The sequence below is a fragment of the Bradyrhizobium sp. SZCCHNRI3052 genome (assembly GCF_032484895.1).
Taxonomy (GTDB): Bacteria; Pseudomonadota; Alphaproteobacteria; order Rhizobiales; family Xanthobacteraceae; genus Bradyrhizobium.
The window spans coordinates 173,337-194,038 of the sequence record NZ_JAUETW010000002.1; the positions used below are offsets into that span (position 1 = coordinate 173,337).

Consider the following 20,702-nt stretch of genomic DNA (forward strand, 5'->3'; position numbering starts at 1 on the left):
GCGGCCATGACCCACCCCACCCGCACGTGCACATGATCGTACCGGGCGGCGGCATCTCGCCCGACGGCCAGCGCTGGGTGTCCTGGCGGCCAGGATTCTTCCCTGCCAGTGCGGGCGCTTTCACGCCTGTTCCGTCGGCTGTTCCTGGAGCGCCTGGCCACCCTCCACCAGGCCGGGCGCCTGATCTTCGGCAACGACGCCCACCTCGCCGGAGAACAATCATTAGCAACGTTGCTGGCAGCGTCGGGCAAGATGGAATGGGTCGTTTATGCCAAGCGTCCGTTCGGTGGCCCCGAGGCAGCGCTGGCCTATCTGTCGCGCTATTCCCACCGCGTCGCTATCGCCAACAGCCGCCTGCTCGCCTGCGGCCAGCAAGGCGTCACCTTCAGATGGAAGGATTACCGCGTCGAAGGGCCGCGACCGTCAAAAGCGGATGACGCTCGCGACGGACGAGTTCATTCGCCGCTTCCTCATCCACGTGCTCGCCTCCGCCGCATCCGCCACTACGGCCTGCTGGCGCGAGGCGCCTGCACCGACAACGTCGCACGCGCGCGCGAGCTGCTCTTCTCGCCATAGGCGGCTCCAGTCAGCCCGGCGACCTCCATCTCCATCAACCGCTGGGCGGCAAAGCCGATCATCTCGCGCAGAAGATCCGCGTCCGGGGCCTCCTCGACGAGCGCGCGAAGGTTCATCATCTCGTCGGTCATCGGTGGTTCCTCGAATCGAGTTGGTGTCAGCAACCCGACCCTACCGGGCAATCACCGGTGACCACCGCAAAGCCGTCCGCCCGCTACGGCGCTATGGGAGAGCGCGCGGGCGGACGGCTTTGCTCTACCAAGTTACACCACGCCCGGGAACACCGCCCTTAAAAGTATCGCAAAGCGGCAACCCGGACAAGCGCAACGACGGCTCTGGGTCGCGGGCGGAAGTCTCATGCAGAGTAAATCTCGTCTGCACAACCTCGGGCAACTGATACGCGTGGCCCTGACGGGCTTCACCTGAACCGCCTCCGTACCGCGATAGGAAATCTGTGCGTCTTCTCCGTCGTGACCGAAGCGCGACCCTTCTGGCGCCCTAGCGTCCACCCGAAGTCGCCTCCGGATCCTCACCAAGGGCCTACCTCGCCACCCTCGGTCTCGCCGCTTGGCGCGGCAAAGATCGATGTTTGATAATGCGATAGGCCCCGGACGGCTAAGGCCTTGAGCCGGTTCACGGCCTATCGGGTGCTGCGGCGCTTGGTCCTGCGGCCGAGGTCCATGCCGTCAATTGGCCAGGAGACTAAGGCCGCTATCCTACTCGACTTGCCGGCCGACCATTTGGCGGCCACTGATCGCTCACGAACGGCGGTTTTTGGGCGGGTCTTCGAGATCCGACCTTCCGAATTAGGCTGCTCTCCTGTAACAAAATAGGGCTTCTGCGATAGTGGGCTTCACGATGTAGCGGACCCCCGCTACCACCTTTCCCCACACTCCCTTTACTCTGCTTGAGTATGCCTCCCCGCCAATCAGCGAGTTGAGACGGCCAGCAATTTCAACACAGACCCCGCCCGGGCGCCTGTCATCTCGACACCGTCACCGTCTCCACAAGATCTCGAATTGCTTCGGCAGCCTCCGTATCGCCTGCGCTCACACCTTTGCCGAGCGCATTTTCGAGCCGCACCAATTGCTCTTCGTATCGCCGAAGAATGACGGGGTGGAGCGCAATCGGCTGCGGAGGGTCGTGTCCCCGGAGGTGGTGTAGCTCGGTGGAGCAAAGCCGCCCGGACGCGCGCTCCCAAATAGCGCCGTAGCGGGCGGGCGGCTTTGCGGTGGTCACCGGCAGTTCTCCGGTAGGATCGGGTTGCGACACGCCAACGCAACCGAGGAACCACCGATGACCGAAGACATGATGAACCTGCGCACGCTGGTAGAGAAGACCCCGGACGCCGATCTGCTGCGCGAGATGATCGGCTTTGCGGCCCAGCGCCTGATGGAGCTGGAGGTCGAGAGCCAGACCGGGGCTGCCTATGGCGAGAAGAGCCCCGAACGTCTGGCCCAGCGCAATGGCTACCGCGACCGGATCTGGGAGACCCGCGCCGGTGCGGTGGAGCTGCGCATCCCAAAGCTGCGCAAGGGCTCCTATTTCCCCGGCTTCCTGGAGCCGCGGCGCATGGCCGAGAAGGCGCTCACCGCCGTGGTTCAGGAGGCTTACGTTCAGGGCGTCTCGACCCGTTCGGTCGACGATCTGGTGCAGGCGATGGGCATGACCGGCATCTCCAAGAGCCAGGTCAGTCGGTTGTGCGGCGAGATCGACGACAAAGTGAAGGCCTTCCTCGGCCGTCCAATCGAGGGTGACTGGCCCTATCTTTGGATCGACGCCACCTATGTGAAGGTGCGCCAGCAGGGGCGCATCGTCTCCGTCGCGGTGATCGTTGCAGTCGGCGTCAACAGCGACGGCCGGCGCGAGGTTCTCGGCATGGACATCGGGCCGTCCGAGGCCGAGACGTTCTGGACCGCCTTCCTGCGCAAGCTGGCCCGCCGCGGCTTGCGCGGCGTCAAGCTGGTGGTGTCCGACGCCCACGAGGGCATCAAGGCCACCGTGACCAAGGTGCTCAACGCCAGCTGGCAACGCTGCCGCGTCCACTTCATGCGGAACGTGCTGGCTCATGCCGGCAAGAGCGGACGGCGCGTGGTCTCCGCCTTCATCGCCACGGCCTTTGCCCAGGACGATGCCGAGGCCGCTCGCACCCAATGGCGCAAGGTCGCCGATCAGCTCCGTCCCAAGCTGCCCAAGCTTGCCGGCTTCCTCGACGAGGCCGAGACCGACGTGCTTGCCTACATGACGTTCCCGCCGCAGCATCGGACCAAGTTGCACTCCACCAATCCGATCGAACGCCTCAACGGCGAGATCAAACGGCGCACCGAGGTGGTCGGCATCTTCCCCAATGAGGACGCTATCGTCCGCCTCATCGGAGCTGTCCTGCTCGAACAGAACGATGAATGGGCGGTCCAACGCGCCCGCTACATGACGCTGGAAACCATCGCGCCATTGAGCGATGATCCGAACGTCAGCCTCACGGCTATCGCCAGCTGACAGGCCCGGCTCCAGCCGGCGAACGCGGTGGGCCGCCAGCTACACCACGCTTGGGGACACGATCCTGCGGAGCGGAGGGCTGGCTTTGCAATTCAGCCATGATCCGCTTCCGATCGGCATCCAGAGCCGTGGACCGCGGGCCGAGAATCGAAGGATCGCGATGCCCCTTGGCGATGGCGTCAGCTGGATGCCGCAGCGAAGAAAAAGAAGCTCAATTATCCAGTATGATTGCGGGAACAGGTTTGCCGGCCGCTTCACAGACTGCCTCGATAAGCAGGCGAACCGCTTTGGCATGCCAATCGATTTTCGCTCACGAATGAACGATTTGCGGGATACTGTTGCTCGGAATTTGCGTCGCCTCCGAACGGGGAAAGTCGATCGGAGCTATGTCAGTCAGCTGGAGACAGGCGTATACAGCGCGTCTGTGACGATGCTCGGTAAGCTGTCCAAGGCGCTCGGCGTAGAGCCCAGCGAATTTCTAAAACCTTGACCAGAGCCTCTGGTGCTCGTTTCGCTGGGGTGCTCTGGCAGAATTGGCGACAATCGCTCGGGCTGTCCCCTATAGTGAAGACCAGCCACGTCGGCCGATCGGCCAGCGCCAGTAGCCCTCTATACTTGGGAGTCGCGCGACCGGGCCCAGCTTGGTGCGGTATTGGTGCGTGAGGATTTGAAGTAAGTACTGATCCCGCTAACGCGTTGATCGTCCGTGAGACCTTATCACCCTAGGGCTGCGACCGGGCCGTTATGGGCGGCAAGCTATCGATCGGCTTCGTTGATTTTGCTGCGTTCTCGTTCGATTTCGATTGAGTTCGTTGCGGCTTGTTCGGATCGTTCTGGTGCGAGACTGGTGCGGCCCGTTGGGGGCAACATCCTCTCTAGGCTGAAACAGAGGGCGATTCTAGGAAACCTTAAGATCACTTGGCAATCAGGGGGCCACCTCGTGTTGTCCGGAAGCCATCATTGGTACACAATGCATTTTCCGAGAGCTGGGAAGCGGGTATCGACAAATTCACGATACACGACTTGAGGCGCAGCTTACGCACCGTCATGCCGCGCGCGTCTACGTCCCATCAATAAGAAGCCCGCCGGCAATCTGGGCCGTCAGCGCGAGAGCAGGGGGGTCCGGCAGAGGGCAGCGGACGAGGCACTGACGACTGCACAGTCGATGACTGCGCCCGGGGTTGCGAGAGTCTATGCTGCGGGATCGGGGCCGCCTGCTGCTGGGACAGCGACGAAGGCGGGGTTGTCGACATTCTCTGTCTGATGTCGTCTGCGACAGCTTGCAGCGTCGCAATGTTCTGGGCCATCAGCTCTTGCTTGGCGGTGAGTTGCTCTACGCTGCGCCGCACGACATCGAGATTGAACGCCAGGGGCTCAAGCTGCTGCATCGGGTCCGGGGCAGTTGAAGCAACGGCTGGCGACTTCGTCGTCGAGACGGATAACAACCAGCCCAGCGATGGAACCCGAGCCACTACCTTGTCCCTTGCTGCGTCACCGTAGGATTGCCAGGCAAGGGTGGCGCCGATACCGATGAGAACTGCAATAACAAGCCGGGCAAGGGTATGGAGTGTTCGCCTGCCAATCGACGGCCGGTCGCTCGCGATATTGTCGTCGTTGACGCCGGAGGGGCGAGGAGAACGGCCAGGCGGTTTCATGGGCCGTCCAATCCGCGGATCGAATCGGGCGTTTGGATCGCGCGCAGGCCCGTCCCACGCATTCTCTACGAGAGGTATGCTTTGCGAGTACATAAGTAGCTCCTTCCTGACTATTCACGGATCGTGATCGCGAGCTGAGCCTGCTCGACGAGTTTCAGCACAATCAGTCTCAGCAATGTCGATTTTCCGGACCCGTTCCGATTGTTCCGGGACGCGAAGCCAGGGTCGACCGGCTTGATGCCTTAGTCGTCACGGCATGGCGATAGACAGTTTCGATTCCTTTCCCGAAGGCGTCGACGGAATATTGCGTCGTTGCGCGAAGCCGGGCGGCATGGCCCATGCGCCAGCGCCGCTCCGGATCGCGGAGCAATGTTTCGATCGCTTCCGCCAACCGAACATGATTGCCGGGTGGAACGGTGATGGCCTCGATGCCGTGGCGCGCCACGCGTGGAACGGCCGTGTCAAGCCATGTATTGATGATCGGCCGTCCCGCCGCCATCGCTTCCAGTTGAGCGATGCCAAACGTTTCCGCATTGGTCACGGACGGCAGGACAAAGACGTCCGCTGTACACATGAGACTGGCGAGTTTGGCCTTCGGCGCGGAGCCGAGCAGGCGGACGCGATCCGCGACGCCGAGGCTATGAATCATTCGTTCAAGCCGTGCCCGTTCTGGACCCTCGCCGATGATCCAGACCTCAAAGCGGTGGCCGACCGCCGCTCGCACCAGCACATCGAAGCCCTTGTAGGGGACGAGTTGCCCGCAAGCCAGCACGAGCCGTCCACGATCGCGTTCGGCAGCGTCATTGTCGCGCGGCTCCGGCCAATCGTACTTCGAGGCATCGACGCCGAACGGAACGACGTGACATTTCTCAGCGAATTCCTGCAGCAGCGGGCTGCTGTACAGCAGAATGGCATTGGACACGATGATTGCGTCCGCCTGCCGCAGCGTCCGGCGCAACAGCTGCTTCACAAACCACCTCAGTCCAGCATGCGAAGCGATGTCCGCATGGTAGTGCACGACCAAAGGTCGATCGCGGCCCAACCCCAGGGCGAGCATGAGATCGGCGAGCGGAAACGGTGCATGAAGCGCGAGTAGATCGTGATCGGCGACCTGGCGCCACAACCGCAGCGGATAAGTCGGCGCGGCCGGAAGCGAACATACATCGCCGAACGAGCGCACGCGCTCGATCGTTACGCCGTTCACGACGATGCGCCGTTGCCCGTTCGACTTGGAGCAGACCAGCACGCAGGCGGTGAACGCGTTTTTCAGTCCTGCGCATATGTCGCGGATCACCGACGGGGCTCCGCCGAACAGGTCGGGATAGCAGTCATTGAAGATGTGAAGCACCGAGAGGCGCCGAGAGGGAGCGAGCATAGCCGAACTCTCCATGACTGAGCGCCTCCTGTATATGTGGGAAAATTTCACACGTCAATTGATCTCGACGGAAAAGTGGGATTGTATCCCACGGGACTCGCCGCTACAATTTCGCCATGAACGCCAAATCCCGGAGATCGAAGTCGGCTTCACATCAGCCGATTGCAGCGGCGAGCCTGCGCGCGCCCTTGGCGCGCCTGCTGCGCCCGCTGGTGCGGCTATGCATCCGCGGTGGAATGACATTTCCCGAGCTGGCTCAGCTGTTGCGAGAACTCTTCGTCAATGTTGCCGAGCACGACTTTGCCCTGGAGGGAAAGGAGCAGACTGACAGCCGCGTGAGTCTGCTCACCGGAATTCACCGCAAGGAGGTTGCGCGGCTGCGCGGCGCCGGTGCGCCGGTCAATGAAACGCCTGCCACTCTGTCGCTGACCAGCGCGATCATGGCACGCTGGCTCGCCGCTCCGGAGTTCACGGACGCGAACGGCGATCCGCTGCCCTTGCCGCGCATGGCCAGTGGCGATGCGCCCTCGTTCGAGCAGCTTGTCAGTTCGATCACGAAGGATGTCCGCCCGCGCGCAGTGCTGGATGAATGGCTGGACCGCGAGCTCGTGACCATCAACGGCGATGAAGAGATCGTGTTGGTGGATACCGGCTTCGTTCCGCGCGGCGACGACGAGCGCAAATGGCACTATCTCGGCCGTAACCTGCATGATCATATCGCGGCAGCCGCCGAAAACGTATCCGGGCCAGCACCCCGTTTCCTCGAACGCGCGGTGCACTATGACGGCCTTTCAGCCAAGCTCGCAAAACGTCTCGAAGGGCGTTCGCGCGAACTGGCCATGGACGCCCTGAAGATCGCCAACCGGGAAGCAAACCGCGCGCTCGCCAGGGACAAGGGCGGCGACCACCGCTGGAATTTCGGCATCTACATTTACAGCGAAGGTCCGGACGACGCGGCGAATGGTGATGCTGACGAAGGCGGCTCGTCATGACCAGGCAGCCCGTCATCTCGCGCCGCTCGTTGCTTATGGGACTCTGGCTTGCCGGATCGTCCTCCGCCTGGGCGCAGGTGCGCCGCGGCAGCGATCAGGGTATCGGCGGCACCGGTATCACACGTGGCCACGATCAGGGCATCGGCGGCACCGGCATTGTTGGCGTCATTCAGCGTTTCGGCAGCATTTTCGTCAACGGCCAACGCATCAGCTATGCGCCGAACGTCCCGGTGCGGATCGATGGCGAACCGGTATCGGCGAAGGCGCTCAAGATCGGACATCTGGCTCGTGTGCTGGCGCTGCCGCAGGCGAACGGTTCGCTGATCACCCGCGGCGTCAACGTGGTCAGCGAGGTGATGGGGCCGATCGAAAGCGTCAGGGACGGCGAGATGACCGTGCTGGGCCAGCGGATCATAGCGGCCGGCCACGAAAGCTGGCGCCATCCGGGCGTCAATGTCGCGGTCTTCGGGGTGCGCCGCATCGACGGCGTGATCGTCTCAAGCCTGGTCGAGCAACGCCTTAACGCGACAACGCGGGTTTCCGGACCACTCGAACGCGATCGCGGCGGCCTGCGAATAGGCGGGTTGCGACTCAACGGCGCCGATGCCGCACTCGTCGGACAACGTGTTCAGGCTGAGGGCCGCGTTACGCAAGGCGTGATGCAGATCTCGCGCATAAGGGCTGACGACCTCTCTGATTTCTTCGGCGCGAACCGTCTGTCGATCGAAGGCTATGTCCGCCGCGTCGGCAGCTATCTGCAATTCGGCTCGGGCTATGTCGCGCATGACAATAGTCGCTTCGCATCCTCAGGCAATGCCCGCGTGGTCGTGAACGCCACCTTTGACAGTTCCCGTGGCTTGCGGGTTGAATCCATCCAGTCCGTCAACAAATTTCCGGGTGACTCGATCCAAGGTACGAGATCCGAGCAAACTCCGGGCGCGACGCCCGGCGGCTCGGACGTCCCGGGCGGCGCTACTGTGCCAGGCGGCGGTCCTCCCGGGCTGGGCGGTGGCGGTCCTCCCGGCCTTGGCGGCGGCGGTCCTCCCGGCCTTGGCGGCGGCGGTCCTCCCGGCCTTGGCGGCGGCGGTCCTCCCGGCCTTGGCGGTGGCGGTCCTCCCGGCCTTGGCGGCGGCGGTCCTCCCGGCCTGGGCGGCGGCAGTCCTCCCGGCCTGGGCGGCGGCCGCGGCCGGCGATGAACAACGAAGATATGGCAGAGCGGGCGAGAGGCGCGCGCTCGCAGCGTCGTCCAGCTTCGCTATGCGATTCATCGCGAGCAACTTGCGCTGCGAACAGCTAGCCCGAGTTCGCGGATTCGCGCTCGAAAATCGGGATTTTGCGATTTTTTGGCGAGCTAAGTAATTGATCTGCAAAGGGTGGGGTGTTCGATTTCGGGCGAGAATGGTTGTAGTGAAGACCTCCCCGATTCCCAAGGGCGTGGCGATGCGGGTGGATCCGCCGCGCGATGTTTCTGCGACGCACGGAGCGACGAGCCCGCGGCTGAGCAGAATATGAACAACCCGACGGCGCTCGCCGCTCTGGCGAGCGCCGTCTCGCAGACGGTGCGACGACAGAAGATTGGCTGAGTTTCCGCTGATCGGCGGAGAGACGTTTGGTGGATCGAAGCGGATGCGGAGAGCACGCTATCTTGCCGGCGATGACAACTCGATTGAGACGTCGAGCGCGCTATTGTGTCTGTGTTGCCCCGCGATCCTGACGAGGACATGTGCGCCCGCTTGGCAGGCGGGGCTGAGCACGGACTCTCGGATGGACCACCAGATGTCATCACCGCGAGATCACGACGGAAACCGGACCAATGCTATGTTGTCGACCGCTCGTGTGCAGCTGTGTAGTATCGAACAGAGGAGACGATCACGTCGAAGATGAAGGCGGAGAGACGCCCGATGTAAGCGTCCGGCCGCTGCACATGGCCTCAGATCTTGACATGATCGGCCGGCTCGATCGCCGCCGGGTGCACGGTGACGATGTCGGAACCGGCCGCGATCTGTGCAAGCTCGGCCTCTACGCGCTTACGTTCTGCCGCGAGCTCATTGACCTTCGGGTTGTGCGCTGAGCGGGATCAGCAGTCCGAGACGAGCTATGGACAGTCGTCTTGGTCAGGCCGCGCGCTCGAACTGCGGCTGCCAGCGGAGCAAGTAGGATTGCAGCGACTGGACGGCGAGCGCCAGCAGGATGCCGACGAACATCATGATGAAGATCGCCACCATCATCTCGCTCGCATTGGCGCGGGCCTCGGCCTCGATGATCAGCTTGCCGAGCCCGCGCTCGGCGCCGATGAACTCGCCGACGATGACGCCGACGAGCGCGAAGGAGACCGCTGGAAGCAGCGAGGCGAACACCCAGGCCAGTGCGGACGGGACGACGACGGTGCGCAGCACGGTCAGCTCGCTTGCGCCCATCAGCCGGGCTGCGGCGATCTGGTCGCGGTCGACCGCGCGGGTGCCCTCGAAGGTGTTGAAGAAGACGACGAAGAACACGACGAGCCATGCGGTCGCGATCTTGGAGAGATCGCCGAGACCGAAGATCAGGATGACGAGCGGCACCAGCGCGATGCGCGGGATCGAGTTGAGCGCGATGATGTAGGGACCGAACACACCGGCGAGAAAGTCCGAACGCCCGAGCACCACGCCGGCGGCGATGCCGGTCAGCGCGCCAAACAGGAAACCCCACCAGGTGTTCTTGAGCGTGACGAGGGTCGCGGTCCACAGATTGTTGTCGGTGGCTCCGATGCAGGCGACGACTCCGGCGGGATCGCTGAAGCAGCCGAGGCGCAGAAAACTCTGCCAGATCAGTGAGGGCTTTGCGACGAAGTAGGGATCGAGGATCTTCGGCACATAGGCTTTGGGCAGCAGCACCTTGCTCCACTCGAAGCCCCATTGCCAGACCACGAGCACAATGACCAGGATGGCGATCTGCCAGAACAGGATGGCGGCGCGACGGGTCGACATGATCGGTCAGCCTTCTCAGTCAGCCTTGGTGCGGCGGAATTCTTCGCCGAGCGAATGCCAGATGTGGGAGTAGAGCCGGCCGAACTCGGCGGTCTCGCGCAGGCTCACGGGATCGCGCGGCCGCGGGAATGACACTTCAAAGTCGTCCTTCAGGCGGCCCGGCCGCGCCGACAAGAGAATGATGCGGCTGGCGAGCGTCAGCGCCTCGCCGAGATCGTGGGTCACGAACAGCACGGTCTGCCGCTCGCGCTCCCAGATCTCGAGCAGGGTCTTGTGCATCTCGAGCTTGGTGTGGGTATCGAGCGCGCCGAACGGCTCGTCCATCAGCAGGATCTCCGGCGCGAGGATCAGCGTGCGCATCAGCGCCACGCGCTGCCGCATGCCGCCGGACAGCATGCGCGGAAAGCTGCGGCCGAAGCCTTGCAGCCCGGCCTTGCCGATGGCCTCGGTGACGCGCTGCGCGCGCTCCGGCTTCGGCACGCCGGCGATCTCCAGGCCGTAGCCGATGTTCTGCTCGACCGTCCGCCACGGAAACAGCGTGTCGCGCTGGAACACGTAGCCGACCCTTGGATTCACCTTGCCGATCTCGACCGTGTCGCCGTCGATCAGGATGCGCCCGCCCGAGCGCGGCAGCAGCCCGGCGACCATGTTGAGGATCGTGCTCTTGCCGCAACCGGACGGACCCAGGAGGGCAACGAATTCGCCCTCCCGCACATCGAAGGACACGTTGTCGACGGCGACGAATTCGCTTCCGCCGGTGCTGTAGGTCTTCATCAAGCCCTGCACCGCGATCCGGGTGCGTTCCGCGGCAGGGCTCTCGGCGCCGCGCACCGTGGCGTAGCCTGCATTGGAGGGCGGCATCATTTGGTCTTCGCCTTCGCCGCCGCGAGGAAGCTGGGATCGACGATGTCCTCGTACTTGATCTCGGGAATGTCCGTCCCCTTGCGGTACCAGGGCTTGGCGCCGCGCGCATAGGACGCGGGGTCGATGCTGCCGTCATAGGCCCAGGTGGCGGTGTCGAAGCCGAGCTCGGCGCTGACCGCTTCGGGATCGATGCCGGAGAAGTACTTCGGCGTCACCAGTGCCTGCACCTCGGCGAGCGGCGTGGCCTTGACCCAGGCCATGGCGCGGGTGATCGCATTGATGAAGGCCTGCACCAGCGCCTTGTCCTGCTCGATCGTGTCCTTCAAAGCGTAGATGACGAGCACCGGGACCGTGCCGCCGAAATCCTTCTCGAACAGTCCGGGCTTGGAGGTGTCGTAGATCACCTTGCCGAAGCCCTTCTTCTCGACCTCGATGATCCAGCTCGGTGGCGCCATGATGGCGTCGAACTGCTTGGTCTGCAGTGATGGAAACATCGTGTTCGGTCCGCCGCCTGCGACCCAGTTCACCTTGTCGCCCAGGCCGCGCGACTCGAACACATAGGTGCCGTAGACCCAGGTGCCCGATCCGATCGCCGTGGCGGCGACGATCGGCTTCGCACCGTCGGCGCGCCTGGAGGCGGCGAGCGCCTCGACCGAGGTGATGCCGCTGTCGTAGAGATCACGTCGCACCACGATGTTGGCGTAGGAGCAGACCATCTCGGTTGCCAGCAGGATCTTGCACGGTTTGCCGCGTGCCGTGAGCTGCAGCGGGTGGCTGGCGTCGCCATGCGCAAACAGCGCTTGATCGGCGGCGAGCGTCTGGCGGCCGAAGGTGCCGGAATTGCCGGTGAGGAGCTTGGGATCGAGGCCCTCGTCCTTGAAGTAGCCCTTCAGCTCCGCGATCATTGCAATCGCATAGACCGGCGACACCGGTCCGAACGCGATCGACGCAGGCCGCGTCTCGGCCAGCAGCCGTCCTGGCAGCAGCGAAGCGCCCGCGAAGGCCGCGCCGGACGCGAGCGCGCGGCGCCGTGTGATCGTCATGGAATCCTCCCGCAGTTCTTATGTTCTCGACGATGTGCGACGTGACCGCTCACCCTGGCGGCTTCACAGGCGAAATCGTTCCGTCCGCTTCCAGCATGGCAATCTCGTCGGGCAGCAGCCCGATCTCGGCCAGGACGTCGCGCGTGTGCTCGCCGACATCAGGCGGATCGTAGCGGTTCGGCAGCCGTTGCCCGTCCAGCGACACCGGCAGCACCGGCGTCTTGGCGCGACGGCCGTCGGGCATGCGGATCTCGGTCAGGCCGCCCGATGCGTTGAGATGCGGATCGTCGAACAGGTCGCCGGGCTTGTTGACCGGCGCGTAGGGCAGCTCGAGCCGCTCCAGCACCGCGGCGAGATCGTCCCTCGCCCACGTCCTGAAGATCGCGGCGATCTCGGGGATCAGCCAGCCGCGATGATCGACCCGGCCCTGCGCGGTGGCGAAGCGCGGATCGTCCAGCCATTCCGTGCGCTCGAAGGCGCGGCAGAACGCCACCCATTGCTCCTCGCCGACGATGGTCACGAACAGCTTCGAGCCGTCCTTTGTGTCGAACAGATCGTAGACCGGCCACGGGCTGTCCTTGATCGAATAGGGGATCGAGGGCTGGCCGGTGACGACCTCGTACATCATGGCCTGCGCCATCAGGAACACGTTGTTCTCATACAGCGCGCTCTGCACGTAACGGCCACGCCCGGTGCGCTGACGCTCGGCCAGCGCGGCCTGGATCGCGATCACCCCGAACATGCCGCCCATGATGTCGTTGACCGAGGCTCCGGCGCGCATCGGGCGATCAGGCAGGCCGGTCATGTAGGCGAGGCCCCCCATCATCTGCACGACCTCGTCGAGCGCGAGGCGGTTCTCGTAAGGCCCCGGCAGGTAGCCCTTCAGCGAACAGTAGATCAGCTGCGGGGCGACCGCCGCCACGGACTCGTAGTCGAGCCCAATGCGCTTCATCAGCCCGGGGCGGAAATTCTCGATCAGCACGTCGCTGCGCGCGATCAGCTTGCGCGCAACATTCTGGCCCTGCGCCGTCGACGTATCGAGCGCGATGCTGCGCTTGTTGCGGCAGTAGGTGGCGAAAAAGCCGGCCGCCGGTCCCTTGAAGGAACGGGTGCGATCGCCCTTGATCGGCTCGACCTTGATCACGTCGGCGCCGAGATCGGCGAGGATGAGTCCGCAGCTCGGACCCATCACCATCTGGCTGAACTCGACGACGCGCACGCCCTCGAGCGGCCGAAGCGGAGCGTCGTGCTCTCGGGCCGCGCCCATCACGCTGCCCTCCGCAGCACCTTGGGGATGCCGGCCTCGTGCAGATGGCCGGTGAGGTGCTTCGGCGCGATGTGACGGGCCAGGATCTCGCGCGTGAGCATCAGCCGGTCCAGATCGATCCCGGTCGATAGACCCATGCGCTCGAGCATGAACACGAGATCCTCGGTGACGATGTTGCCGCGGGCGCCCGGCGCGAACGGACAGCCGCCGAGCCCGGAGACCGCGGCATCGAAGCGGCGGATGCCGGCCTCAAGGCCGGCGACCGCGTTCGCGAGGCCGGCGCCGAGCGTGTCGTGCAGGTGCAGGCGCAGCGTGATATCCGGCCCGATCTCGCGCCGGACGGCCGCAACGACCTGCTTGACGAGCGTGGGCGTCGCGTAGCCGACGGTATCGGCAAGACCGATCTCGTCGGCCCCCGCCTCGACGAAACGGCGCGCCAGATCGCAGACCGCCGCCTCGCTGACATCGCCTTCGAGCGAGCAGCCGAACGAGGTGGAGATCGCGCCCATCAATTGCGGCCGCTCGGCGGCCGGCCGGGCATCGATCGCGGCGCGCACGGCATGGAAGGCTTCGACCTGCTCGGCGACCGTACGGCGGACATTGGCGCGGTTATGGGTCTCGCTGGCCGAGATCACAAAATAGATGTTGTCCACGCCTGCGGCGATGGCGCGCTCCGCGCCCTTGAAATTGGGGACCAGCGCGCCGATCCTCGTCTCTCGATGAGACAGCGCATGGGCCATCACCGCATCGACATCAGCGAATTGCGGCACGACCTTCGGCGGCACGAAGGAGCCGGCATCGATCTCGCGCACCCCTGCGGCCGCGATGGCGTCGATCAGCGCGCACTTCGCTTCGGTCGGCACGAACATGTCGAGGTTCTGCAGGCCGTCGCGCGGCGCGACCTCGCAGATATGGACGTCCGGCTCACGGATCATTGGCGTTGCTTCCCCGTCGCTCGCTTCTCGATTGTACATTTTTCATATAAAGAACAATCCGGCCGACGATCTGTCAAGCTGAAAGAGGTTTCCTCGGCATCATGACCGATTGGGACACATCGCCCTCCGCTGCACGGACGGGCACGACCGACCGCGCCGAGCAGCTCGCCGGCCTGATCCTGGCGTTCGCACGCCGCGAAGGCATGAAGGCCGGGGACCGCCTGATCGAGCAAAGGCTGGCCGATGCGCTCGACGTGTCGCGTGCGCCGATCCGGCTCGGGCTGAAGGCCCTGGAGGCGGCGGGGCTGGCGCGGGGCGAGCCCCATCGCGGCTTCGTGCTGACCCAGAACCCGACGAGCGGTGCGGCACGCCCGACGCTCGCCGCGGTGAGCCGCGCCGAGCAGGCCTATGCGGACATCGCGGCCGACGTTCTCGACCGGCGCATCGAGGCCGACGTCACCGAGGCCGAGCTGATGCGCCGCTACGAGCTGAGCCGCACCGAGCTGCAGCGCCTGCTCGATCGCATCGCGGCCGAGGGCTGGATCGCCCGCCTGCCCGGCTATGGCTGGCGCTTCGCCGAGACGCTGTCGAGCCCAGAAGCCCAGGACCAGGCTGCGGCCTTCCGGGCCGTGATCGAGCCGGCAGCGATTCTGCAGCCCGGCTTCGGGCTTCAGCAGGACGTCATCGCGAAGCTTCGCCAGCATCAGCAGCGCGTACTCGGTGGCGAGCTCGACAAGATGACGATCGGCGAGGTCTATCAGTCGGGCTGCGAGTTTCACGAGGAGATCGCGCGCGGCGCCCGCAATCCGTTCTTCGTCGAGTCGCTGCGACGCGTGAACTCGATCCGCCGCCTGTTCGCCTATCGCAGCTTCGCCGATCGAGATGGCATGCGCCGGCACGTCGAGGAGCATTTGCGCCTGCTTAATCTGCTCGAAGCAGGACGTAATCAAGATGCCGCCGAGCTGATGCGAAGTCACCTTCAGCGTCCGCTATCATCGCGCTTGCCTTGAGCTTTTTGGCTCCGCGGCATGTAGTCGGAGCGGAACAGCAAGTAGCAACTTCTGAGCCGTTCGATTGCGATCCCTGGAAGGAGTAACAGCCGGCTATGGGCCGCAAAGGGGAAGCAAGCGTTCGAGGCGGACCCGACGACATACGAGGGGACAGATTGAAGTGTGCCAGAAGTTCGTTGTGATGCACGCCGAATAACACTTTTGAGGTTTTTCTTTTGAGCTTCTGTAGCGCGCAACGATAGTGGTAATAATGTCAATTATGGCTACCGGCACGGCGTTTCCTGATCTCCGCACCAAGTTGATTCATACCACGATCAAGCTGCTGGCCGAGCAAGGTCCGGCGGCCGTTCAAGCTCGGTCCGTGGCCAATGAGGCTGGCGTCTCTACGATGGCTGTTTACAGCCATTTCGGAGGCATGCCGGAGCTATTGCGCGCAGTTGCCGATCAAGGGTTCCGATATCTGGCCTCTGCCTTTGAGGGGACGCCGAAGACCGATGATCCCGTTACAGACGTCTTCCGTTTGGCGTTGTGTTACCGCGACGTGGCCCGGCAGAACCCGCACCTCTACGATCTCATGTTCGGGCTATCAACTCGAGGAGCCTATCGGGCGATCGAGTATGATCCTACTCCGCTGTCTCGCTCGGAATCCCCTGCATTTCAAGAAGCCTTTGGCCATGTGGTTCGAGCCGCGACTCGTCTTATCGAGGCTGGCCGGATCCGCGACGATGATCCGAATGTCATCGCGGTACAGCTGTGGGGCTTCGTTCACGGGTTCATTACCCTCGAATTGGCTGGCCTCTTGGCTCGCTTTGATGACAGCGTCGAACAGATACTTTTCCCGATGGCAATAAATATGTTGGTTGGCCTCGGCGACACGCCGGAACGCGCCGTCACCTCCATGACGCCATGCGTCAGGTGAGGGCATCCGCTCTCTGTTGATCCTTACGCCCGTTCCCTGAAACGAATAGGGACATTCAGCACTCCTTGCGTCTGCACTATAACGATGTTATTGTCGGTTAATAACATCGTTATGGCTGCTCAAGCAGTGACGCCAGCATCTGAACTGGCGCTCGTAACAGAGGGAGGATTTGTATGGCTGTATCAGTTCTGCCTGATTCGCCTCAGGGCCGGTCGACGCCGCTTGTTCGGCTACCAGCAATTCCGTTGCGCATCTGGCTGCTCCGCGCCATCGCGCTGGCGCTCCTCCTGGCTGCGTCCCTTGATGGGTTCGCGGCGATTATGGCGGGGATCGCGTATTACAAAGGAGCCGGGAATTCTGAGATTGCTGCAAAGCGCATCGCGCTGCTGAACGCCGCCGAAGCCGGCCAAGCCGTGGATACTCCCTCAAAAGTCGAGGAGTACGCTGGCAGCACGGTCGCGCTGGTGGGATCGGTCAGTTCGTCCACTTATGCTTATGGCAAGGAGAGCATCGCCGAGCATCTCCTCGTCTACAATGTCATGAGCAAGGAAAAGGCCGCAATGCTCATGGTCCATTCCTTGCTGGGCGGCGTATGCATGCTTTTCGGCGGCCTGCAATTCTGGCCCGCTTTTCGCCGCCGCTTTCCCAAGTGGCACCGCATATCCGGTGGCATCTATATCGTCGTACTGCAGGGCACGATGATCACCGCCATGATCCATCTTGTGCGCACGTCGGTTGCCGACACGCTGGATCATCTGTTTTTCTACGTGGGACTGTGGGGCCTGGCCCTGGGCATATCGTTCAGCCTCTGGATGGCCGTACATGCGTTGTGGCGCAAGCAGATTGCCAACCACCAAGCCTGGATGTGCATAAGCTACGGGCTCTTGCTGAGCACACCCATCCAGCGCTACGGCTGGCTGCTTTTTGGAGCGCTGGATCCGGGCATCCGCTTTACCGAAGCAAATTATGCCGTCACAGGGGTGCTGATCCCCCTTTCTTTGACGGTCGGCTACCTTCTGTTTACGATCAACCGCTGGGTGCAGCCGGTTCGCCGGGCCGAGTCCGCAAGCATGACTGCGGCTTCCGAAAAGCGCGCGCGTCTTGCACGCAACCTCGTGCTCGTGAGTTTCCCTGCCCTCGTCGCCGCCGCCGCCATTGTTGTTCAATACTACATGGTGACCCCCGCGCTGGAGCAGGCTTTCAGCGCCCGAGAATTGGTCCCGGCGGGTGTCATCCACCTTCATGACACCGTGATTGCAAGCGATGTCGTAAGCCGCGCGACGTTTGCTCTGGCGACGTTAGTTGGTTTGTTGAGCGGAGCGCATCTGCTGTGGATCGCCTTCGTCCGACGGCAACCGAAAGGTGTTCTGGTTGCGTCGTCCTGGGCGTTGGCGTTCTCCGGCGCCGTCGCGGGAATTGTATTGATGTACTGGGGCCTGCGGATGGGTATGCCGAGCTTCGCTACCCTTGCAGGCGGTTCGATGCACATGATTGGAGGAGCCGCCACTCTGTTGTTCGCGATTCTGCTTGCCTTCGCCTTGCGCCGCGGAGAGGTGGCCTGGGTCAAGGAATGGGGCGTATTCGTCCTCGCCTGCATCGCGGCTACGCCCACCTTCTACTTTCTACTGCCCGTTATGGGCGCGTCCGGATTTGACGCACAGTGGGTGAGGGAGGGCCACATCTTCCGCCTGGCCCTCGCTGGCCAATGGTTGGTGGCGATAATGGGCGCCTTCATCTACGCGGCCTATGGACAAGCAACCCAAAGCAGACTGGCTCGCTGAAACCGGAGCCGCGGTGGCCATCAAGGGCGGGGACGAGTCTTCCTCGCCCACGCGCCGCGACGTGCAGAGCCCGACCCGACGAGTCCAACTGGTGCGATAACCAGAGGGTTTCTCCTGATAGGAGAGGCCACCTACAAAAAGGAGTGATGTCAATGCCAACCTATTATTGCTCCAGCATCGAGGGACGCCTTTCGGGCAGGCAGAAGAGTGCGATTGCGGCTGAGATCACGCGGATCCATGCGGAGGTGACGGGAGCGCCGACCTACTTCGCGCAAGTCATTTTCGACGACGTGAAAGCTGAGAACTACTTCATGGGCGGCGCGCCACTGACGCATGACCAGGTGTTTGTCTACGGTCACATCCGAGGCGGGCGCGCTGCGATCGACAAGACACGAATGATCAAATTGATGGCAGAGGCCGTCGCGGTTGCCGCCTCTGCCGCGGATCACCGCAGCGTATGGGTATATGTCGGCGAGCTTCCAGCGCGGCAGATGATCGAATTTGGTCACGTACTGCCAGAGGCCGGCGATGAACCGGCGTGGACGGCCAATCTGCCGGCAGCGGATCGCGATTTCATGCAATCCGTGGGACCGCAGACAAAGGGCAAATGACAGAAGGGCGGCAACGCCCGCGCCGCGGTTAGCTCGTCGGCAAATAGCGCTCGGACTGCCTGCAAGAGGCTGGCGATTCGATACGCGAAAATGTCAATCAGGGAAGGTCTTCAATGCGTGGCTATACCCGATTCGACATCGACGGCGCTGGGTGGAACCGCTTGGTGGCAACGCGATCCAGGTGATCAATCCCGCCGGCGAGCAGCCGGCAGGACTAATCACTCTAGGAGCGGCTGCGGACGTAGATCGCGCTGTGAAGGCCGCGCGAACGCATTTGCCAGCGTCTCCCGCGGCAGCCGCCAGGAACGGATCGATATCCTTTCCAGAATTTTGAACGTGTACGCGAGGTGTCATGCTGATCTCGGCGCCGCTCGGCAGCAGGTCCCAGCAACAGACCCGGCGGTCGTTGCGCGCACGGTCGGAGATGAACGCGCGGCGCCGGCTCGTCCAGTCCGTAGTAGTTGAGCCGAGCCCTCGCATGGTCGTTGAGGGGAACTCATATCGTGGGCGAGCCTTTCGGCGGCGACTTTGGTCGTCCGAAGGAGCCAACCGAAGTCGGTATGGACGATCAAAATCGAGAGATGTGGCTTGGCTGCGGCGCGTAAAAGCGTGAACGTCTGCTCGCCACCGGTCGGACCCGAAGTAGTTCTATAAAAGAATTGAAATCAGCTTTCGAAGGCGAGCCTCCAGGAAGTACGGTGGCTCAGGGGGCAGCGCACGCATAATCGCGGGCTGCAACAAGTAGATAGTTCAAAGATGACTTCATTTTTCGCTTTTTCGGCCGAAGCGAGCGTGCGCCTAGGTGGTCGTGAGCTTGAGCGGATGGGTCCCGCTCTGGCGATCGAGGGGAAGACTCGGGCGGCTTGACTAGTTCCAAAAAAGAACGTTAGATTGGCGAGGAACGACGGTCGATCAAGGCCGCGCTTTGTTGGATCGTGCCACTCGGGCATGCAATCCTCATTTTTGGGAGGAAGTGATGCTGGGGCTCTTCAGGTCTGCTTTCGCGGTGCTGCTTCTGGCGTTCGGGTCATCGGCTTCTGCTGCCGATATGCCGGGGATCACGCCAACGGAGATCAGGATCGGGGGCATCTTTCCCTTTAGCGGTCCTGCTTCGTCGATCGGTCTCGTTGGTCGAGGGCTTCTCGCGTATGTCCAGTCGATTAACGACCGCGGCGGAGTAAACGGCCGAAAGGTCAACTACATTGCGTATGACGATGCCTATAGCCCACCAAAAGCGGTTGAGCATGCGCGAAGGCTCGTCGAAAGCGATGAAGTGGCCTTCATGTTCAGCCAGCTCGGCACGCCCGGCAACTCGGCCACTGCAAAGTATCTGAAGTCGAGGGGCGTGCCGGCGATCGGCATCGTCTCGGGATCGAACAAGTTCACGAATGTGGCGGAGTTTCCGCTGACGACGACCAGTCTGGTCAGCTTCGACACCGAAGGGAAAATCTACGCCAGGTTCCTGACCAAGACGCTGCCGAACGCGAAGTACGCGATTCTGTATCAGAACGATGATCTCGGAAAAGACTACCTCAACGCTTTCAAGGGGGTCCTTAAAGACGAGTTCGACAAGAAGGTCGTCGCAATTGCCTACGAGGTCAGCGAGCCGACGGTGGATTCGCAGGTGGTGAGTCTCAAGAGTTCGGGCGCCGAGGCATTGTTGGTGGCTGGTACCCCGAAGTTCGCGGCGCAGGCAATCCGCAAAGCTGCCGAAATCGGTTGGAAGCCGATGATCGTACTGAACTACCCATCAAGCTCGGTTGGCGCCACGCTGAAGCCCGCAGGTCTCGACAATTCAATAGGCGTCATCGTTGGAACGGTGGCGATGGACCCGACCGACTCGCAGTGGGATAACAACGACGGAATGAAGAACTTTCGAGCATTTGTCGCGCGGTATTTGCCCGGAATCGATATTGCCGACACGAACTATCTGTTCGGGTATACGCAAGGCATGCTGCTCGAACGCCTGCTCAAGCAGTGTGGGGACGATCTGTCGCGCGAAAACATCATCGGGCAGGCCAAGAACCTCAAGAACGTCGCGCTTTCCACGCTGCTGCCTGGGATCACGGTCAATACAAGCGACAAGATCAACATGAATTTCACGCAAATGAGGCTACAGCGCTGGACCGGAACGCGGTGGGATCAATTCAGCGAGGTTCTCGATGCCAGCTCGGAGTGATGAGGTTGGTGGTGTCTCGCTAACGCCGGTGGC

Annotated in this window: 18 protein-coding genes and 1 pseudogene; 11 read left to right on the forward strand and 8 right to left on the reverse strand. The window is 62.9% G+C overall.

What is annotated here, in order from left to right:
* Positions 1–108 precede the first annotated feature (108 nt).
* Positions 109–576 (forward strand): transposase, encoded by a 468-nt coding sequence (locus QW887_RS06020; RefSeq protein WP_315706495.1) that lies wholly within the window; start codon positions 109–111, stop codon positions 574–576.
* Here QW887_RS06020 and QW887_RS06025 read toward each other — a convergent pair.
* Together QW887_RS06025 and QW887_RS06030 are read right to left on the reverse strand one after the other, a co-directional pair.
* Positions 552–707: pseudogene (locus tag QW887_RS06025) on the reverse strand (IS256 family transposase); the annotation flags it as partial. The gene QW887_RS06020 and the pseudogene QW887_RS06025 overlap by 25 nt on opposite strands.
* 850 nt (positions 708–1,557) lie before the next feature.
* A complete protein-coding gene (locus QW887_RS06030) occupies positions 1,558–1,815 on the reverse strand; it encodes a hypothetical protein (RefSeq protein WP_316194263.1) in 258 nt (85 codons plus the stop codon).
* Between the two features lie 57 nt (positions 1,816–1,872).
* Here QW887_RS06030 and QW887_RS06035 point away from each other — a divergent pair, with 57 nt between their 5' ends.
* Both QW887_RS06035 and QW887_RS06040 read left to right on the forward strand, forming a co-directional pair.
* Positions 1,873–3,072 (forward strand): IS256 family transposase, encoded by a 1,200-nt coding sequence (locus tag QW887_RS06035; RefSeq protein ID WP_315714240.1) that lies wholly within the window; start codon positions 1,873–1,875, stop codon positions 3,070–3,072.
* An 85-nt stretch (positions 3,073–3,157) separates the two neighbouring features.
* The gene (locus tag QW887_RS06040) at positions 3,158–3,562 is read left to right on the forward strand and encodes a helix-turn-helix transcriptional regulator (RefSeq protein ID WP_316194264.1); all 405 of its coding nucleotides are present in this window, start codon (positions 3,158–3,160) and stop codon (positions 3,560–3,562) included.
* Positions 3,563–4,896: 1,334 nt separating this feature from the next.
* On the opposite strand, the gene QW887_RS06045 is transcribed toward QW887_RS06040, so the two are convergent.
* On the reverse strand, positions 4,897–6,117 hold the full coding sequence (locus QW887_RS06045) for a glycosyltransferase (RefSeq protein WP_316194265.1): 1,221 nt from the start codon (positions 6,115–6,117) through the stop codon (positions 4,897–4,899).
* Between the two features lie 101 nt (positions 6,118–6,218).
* Between QW887_RS06045 and QW887_RS06050 the strand changes: the two genes are divergently transcribed.
* The 3 genes from QW887_RS06050 (at position 6,219) to QW887_RS06060 (ending at position 9,165) form a co-directional block, all read left to right on the forward strand.
* Entirely contained in the window at positions 6,219–7,094 is an 876-nt protein-coding gene (locus QW887_RS06050) for a DUF6502 family protein (RefSeq protein WP_315714183.1), read from the forward strand.
* Complete coding sequence (locus QW887_RS06055) at positions 7,091–8,290, forward strand: hypothetical protein (protein ID WP_315714184.1); 1,200 nt, start codon at positions 7,091–7,093, stop codon at positions 8,288–8,290. Before QW887_RS06050 ends, QW887_RS06055 begins: the two co-directional genes overlap by 4 nt.
* Positions 8,291–9,036: 746 nt before the next feature.
* Complete coding sequence (locus QW887_RS06060; protein ID WP_316169296.1) at positions 9,037–9,165, forward strand: hypothetical protein; 129 nt, start codon at positions 9,037–9,039, stop codon at positions 9,163–9,165.
* Between the two features lie 43 nt (positions 9,166–9,208).
* Here QW887_RS06060 and QW887_RS06065 read toward each other — a convergent pair whose 3' ends face one another.
* The 5 genes from QW887_RS06065 to QW887_RS06085 are packed head-to-tail and all read right to left on the reverse strand — an operon-like array spanning position 9,209 to position 14,169.
* Positions 9,209–10,060 (reverse strand): ABC transporter permease, encoded by an 852-nt coding sequence (locus QW887_RS06065; protein ID WP_316194266.1) that lies wholly within the window; start codon positions 10,058–10,060, stop codon positions 9,209–9,211.
* A 15-nt stretch (positions 10,061–10,075) separates the two neighbouring features.
* Positions 10,076–10,924 carry an ABC transporter ATP-binding protein gene (locus QW887_RS06070; protein ID WP_410052601.1) on the reverse strand — a complete coding sequence of 283 codons (849 nt, stop codon included), beginning with the start codon at positions 10,922–10,924 and terminating at the stop codon, positions 10,076–10,078.
* Positions 10,921–11,967: an ABC transporter substrate-binding protein gene (locus QW887_RS06075; RefSeq protein WP_316194267.1), complete on the reverse strand. Its 1,047-nt coding sequence runs from the start codon at positions 11,965–11,967 to the stop codon at positions 10,921–10,923. The genes QW887_RS06070 and QW887_RS06075 overlap by 4 nt, the downstream gene beginning before the upstream one ends.
* Before the next feature lie 49 nt (positions 11,968–12,016).
* On the reverse strand, positions 12,017–13,234 hold the full coding sequence (locus QW887_RS06080; RefSeq protein WP_315714189.1) for a CaiB/BaiF CoA-transferase family protein: 1,218 nt from the start codon (positions 13,232–13,234) through the stop codon (positions 12,017–12,019).
* Positions 13,234–14,169, reverse strand: coding sequence for a hydroxymethylglutaryl-CoA lyase (locus tag QW887_RS06085; RefSeq protein WP_315714190.1), 936 nt, complete (start codon positions 14,167–14,169; stop codon positions 13,234–13,236). Before QW887_RS06085 ends, QW887_RS06080 begins: the two co-directional genes overlap by 1 nt.
* A 101-nt stretch (positions 14,170–14,270) precedes the next feature.
* Here QW887_RS06085 and QW887_RS06090 point away from each other — a divergent pair, with 101 nt between their 5' ends.
* The 5 genes from QW887_RS06090 to QW887_RS06110 all read left to right on the forward strand — a co-directional run bounded on the left by QW887_RS06090 (position 14,271) and on the right by QW887_RS06110 (position 20,669).
* Positions 14,271–15,179 carry a GntR family transcriptional regulator gene (locus QW887_RS06090; RefSeq protein WP_315714191.1) on the forward strand — a complete coding sequence of 303 codons (909 nt, stop codon included), beginning with the start codon at positions 14,271–14,273 and terminating at the stop codon, positions 15,177–15,179.
* Positions 15,180–15,438: 259 nt separating this feature from the next.
* A complete protein-coding gene (locus QW887_RS06095; protein WP_315714192.1) occupies positions 15,439–16,098 on the forward strand; it encodes a TetR/AcrR family transcriptional regulator in 660 nt (219 codons plus the stop codon).
* Between the two features lie 173 nt (positions 16,099–16,271).
* Positions 16,272–17,879, forward strand: a complete 1,608-nt coding sequence (locus QW887_RS06100; RefSeq protein WP_315714193.1) for a DUF2306 domain-containing protein — start codon at positions 16,272–16,274, stop codon at positions 17,877–17,879.
* A 152-nt stretch (positions 17,880–18,031) separates the two neighbouring features.
* Positions 18,032–18,490, forward strand: coding sequence for a 4-oxalocrotonate tautomerase family protein (locus tag QW887_RS06105; RefSeq protein WP_315714194.1), 459 nt, complete (start codon positions 18,032–18,034; stop codon positions 18,488–18,490).
* Between the two features lie 976 nt (positions 18,491–19,466).
* Positions 19,467–20,669 (forward strand): ABC transporter substrate-binding protein, encoded by a 1,203-nt coding sequence (locus QW887_RS06110; RefSeq protein WP_315714195.1) that lies wholly within the window; start codon positions 19,467–19,469, stop codon positions 20,667–20,669.
* The last annotated feature ends 33 nt before the right edge of the window (positions 20,670–20,702 follow it).

Bases quoted from the DNA above. Each gene is read 5' to 3' on its own strand.
- QW887_RS06035 (WP_315714240.1), top strand. From the start codon at position 1,873: ATGACCGAAGACATGATGAACCTGCGCACGCTGGTAGAGAAGACCCCG.
- QW887_RS06045 (WP_316194265.1), bottom strand. From the start codon at position 6,117: ATGGAGAGTTCGGCTATGCTCGCTCCCTCTCGGCGCCTCTCGGTGCTT.
- QW887_RS06050 (WP_315714183.1), top strand. From the start codon at position 6,219: ATGAACGCCAAATCCCGGAGATCGAAGTCGGCTTCACATCAGCCGATT.
- QW887_RS06055 (WP_315714184.1), top strand. From the start codon at position 7,091: ATGACCAGGCAGCCCGTCATCTCGCGCCGCTCGTTGCTTATGGGACTC.
- QW887_RS06060 (WP_316169296.1), top strand. From the start codon at position 9,037: ATGATCGGCCGGCTCGATCGCCGCCGGGTGCACGGTGACGATGTCGGA.
- QW887_RS06065 (WP_316194266.1), bottom strand. From the start codon at position 10,060: ATGTCGACCCGTCGCGCCGCCATCCTGTTCTGGCAGATCGCCATCCTG.
- QW887_RS06070 (WP_410052601.1), bottom strand. From the start codon at position 10,924: ATGATGCCGCCCTCCAATGCAGGCTACGCCACGGTGCGCGGCGCCGAG.
- QW887_RS06075 (WP_316194267.1), bottom strand. From the start codon at position 11,967: ATGACGATCACACGGCGCCGCGCGCTCGCGTCCGGCGCGGCCTTCGCG.
- QW887_RS06080 (WP_315714189.1), bottom strand. From the start codon at position 13,234: ATGGGCGCGGCCCGAGAGCACGACGCTCCGCTTCGGCCGCTCGAGGGC.
- QW887_RS06085 (WP_315714190.1), bottom strand. From the start codon at position 14,169: ATGATCCGTGAGCCGGACGTCCATATCTGCGAGGTCGCGCCGCGCGAC.
- QW887_RS06090 (WP_315714191.1), top strand. From the start codon at position 14,271: ATGACCGATTGGGACACATCGCCCTCCGCTGCACGGACGGGCACGACC.
- QW887_RS06095 (WP_315714192.1), top strand. From the start codon at position 15,439: ATGGCTACCGGCACGGCGTTTCCTGATCTCCGCACCAAGTTGATTCAT.
- QW887_RS06100 (WP_315714193.1), top strand. From the start codon at position 16,272: ATGGCTGTATCAGTTCTGCCTGATTCGCCTCAGGGCCGGTCGACGCCG.
- QW887_RS06105 (WP_315714194.1), top strand. From the start codon at position 18,032: ATGCCAACCTATTATTGCTCCAGCATCGAGGGACGCCTTTCGGGCAGG.
- QW887_RS06110 (WP_315714195.1), top strand. From the start codon at position 19,467: ATGCTGGGGCTCTTCAGGTCTGCTTTCGCGGTGCTGCTTCTGGCGTTC.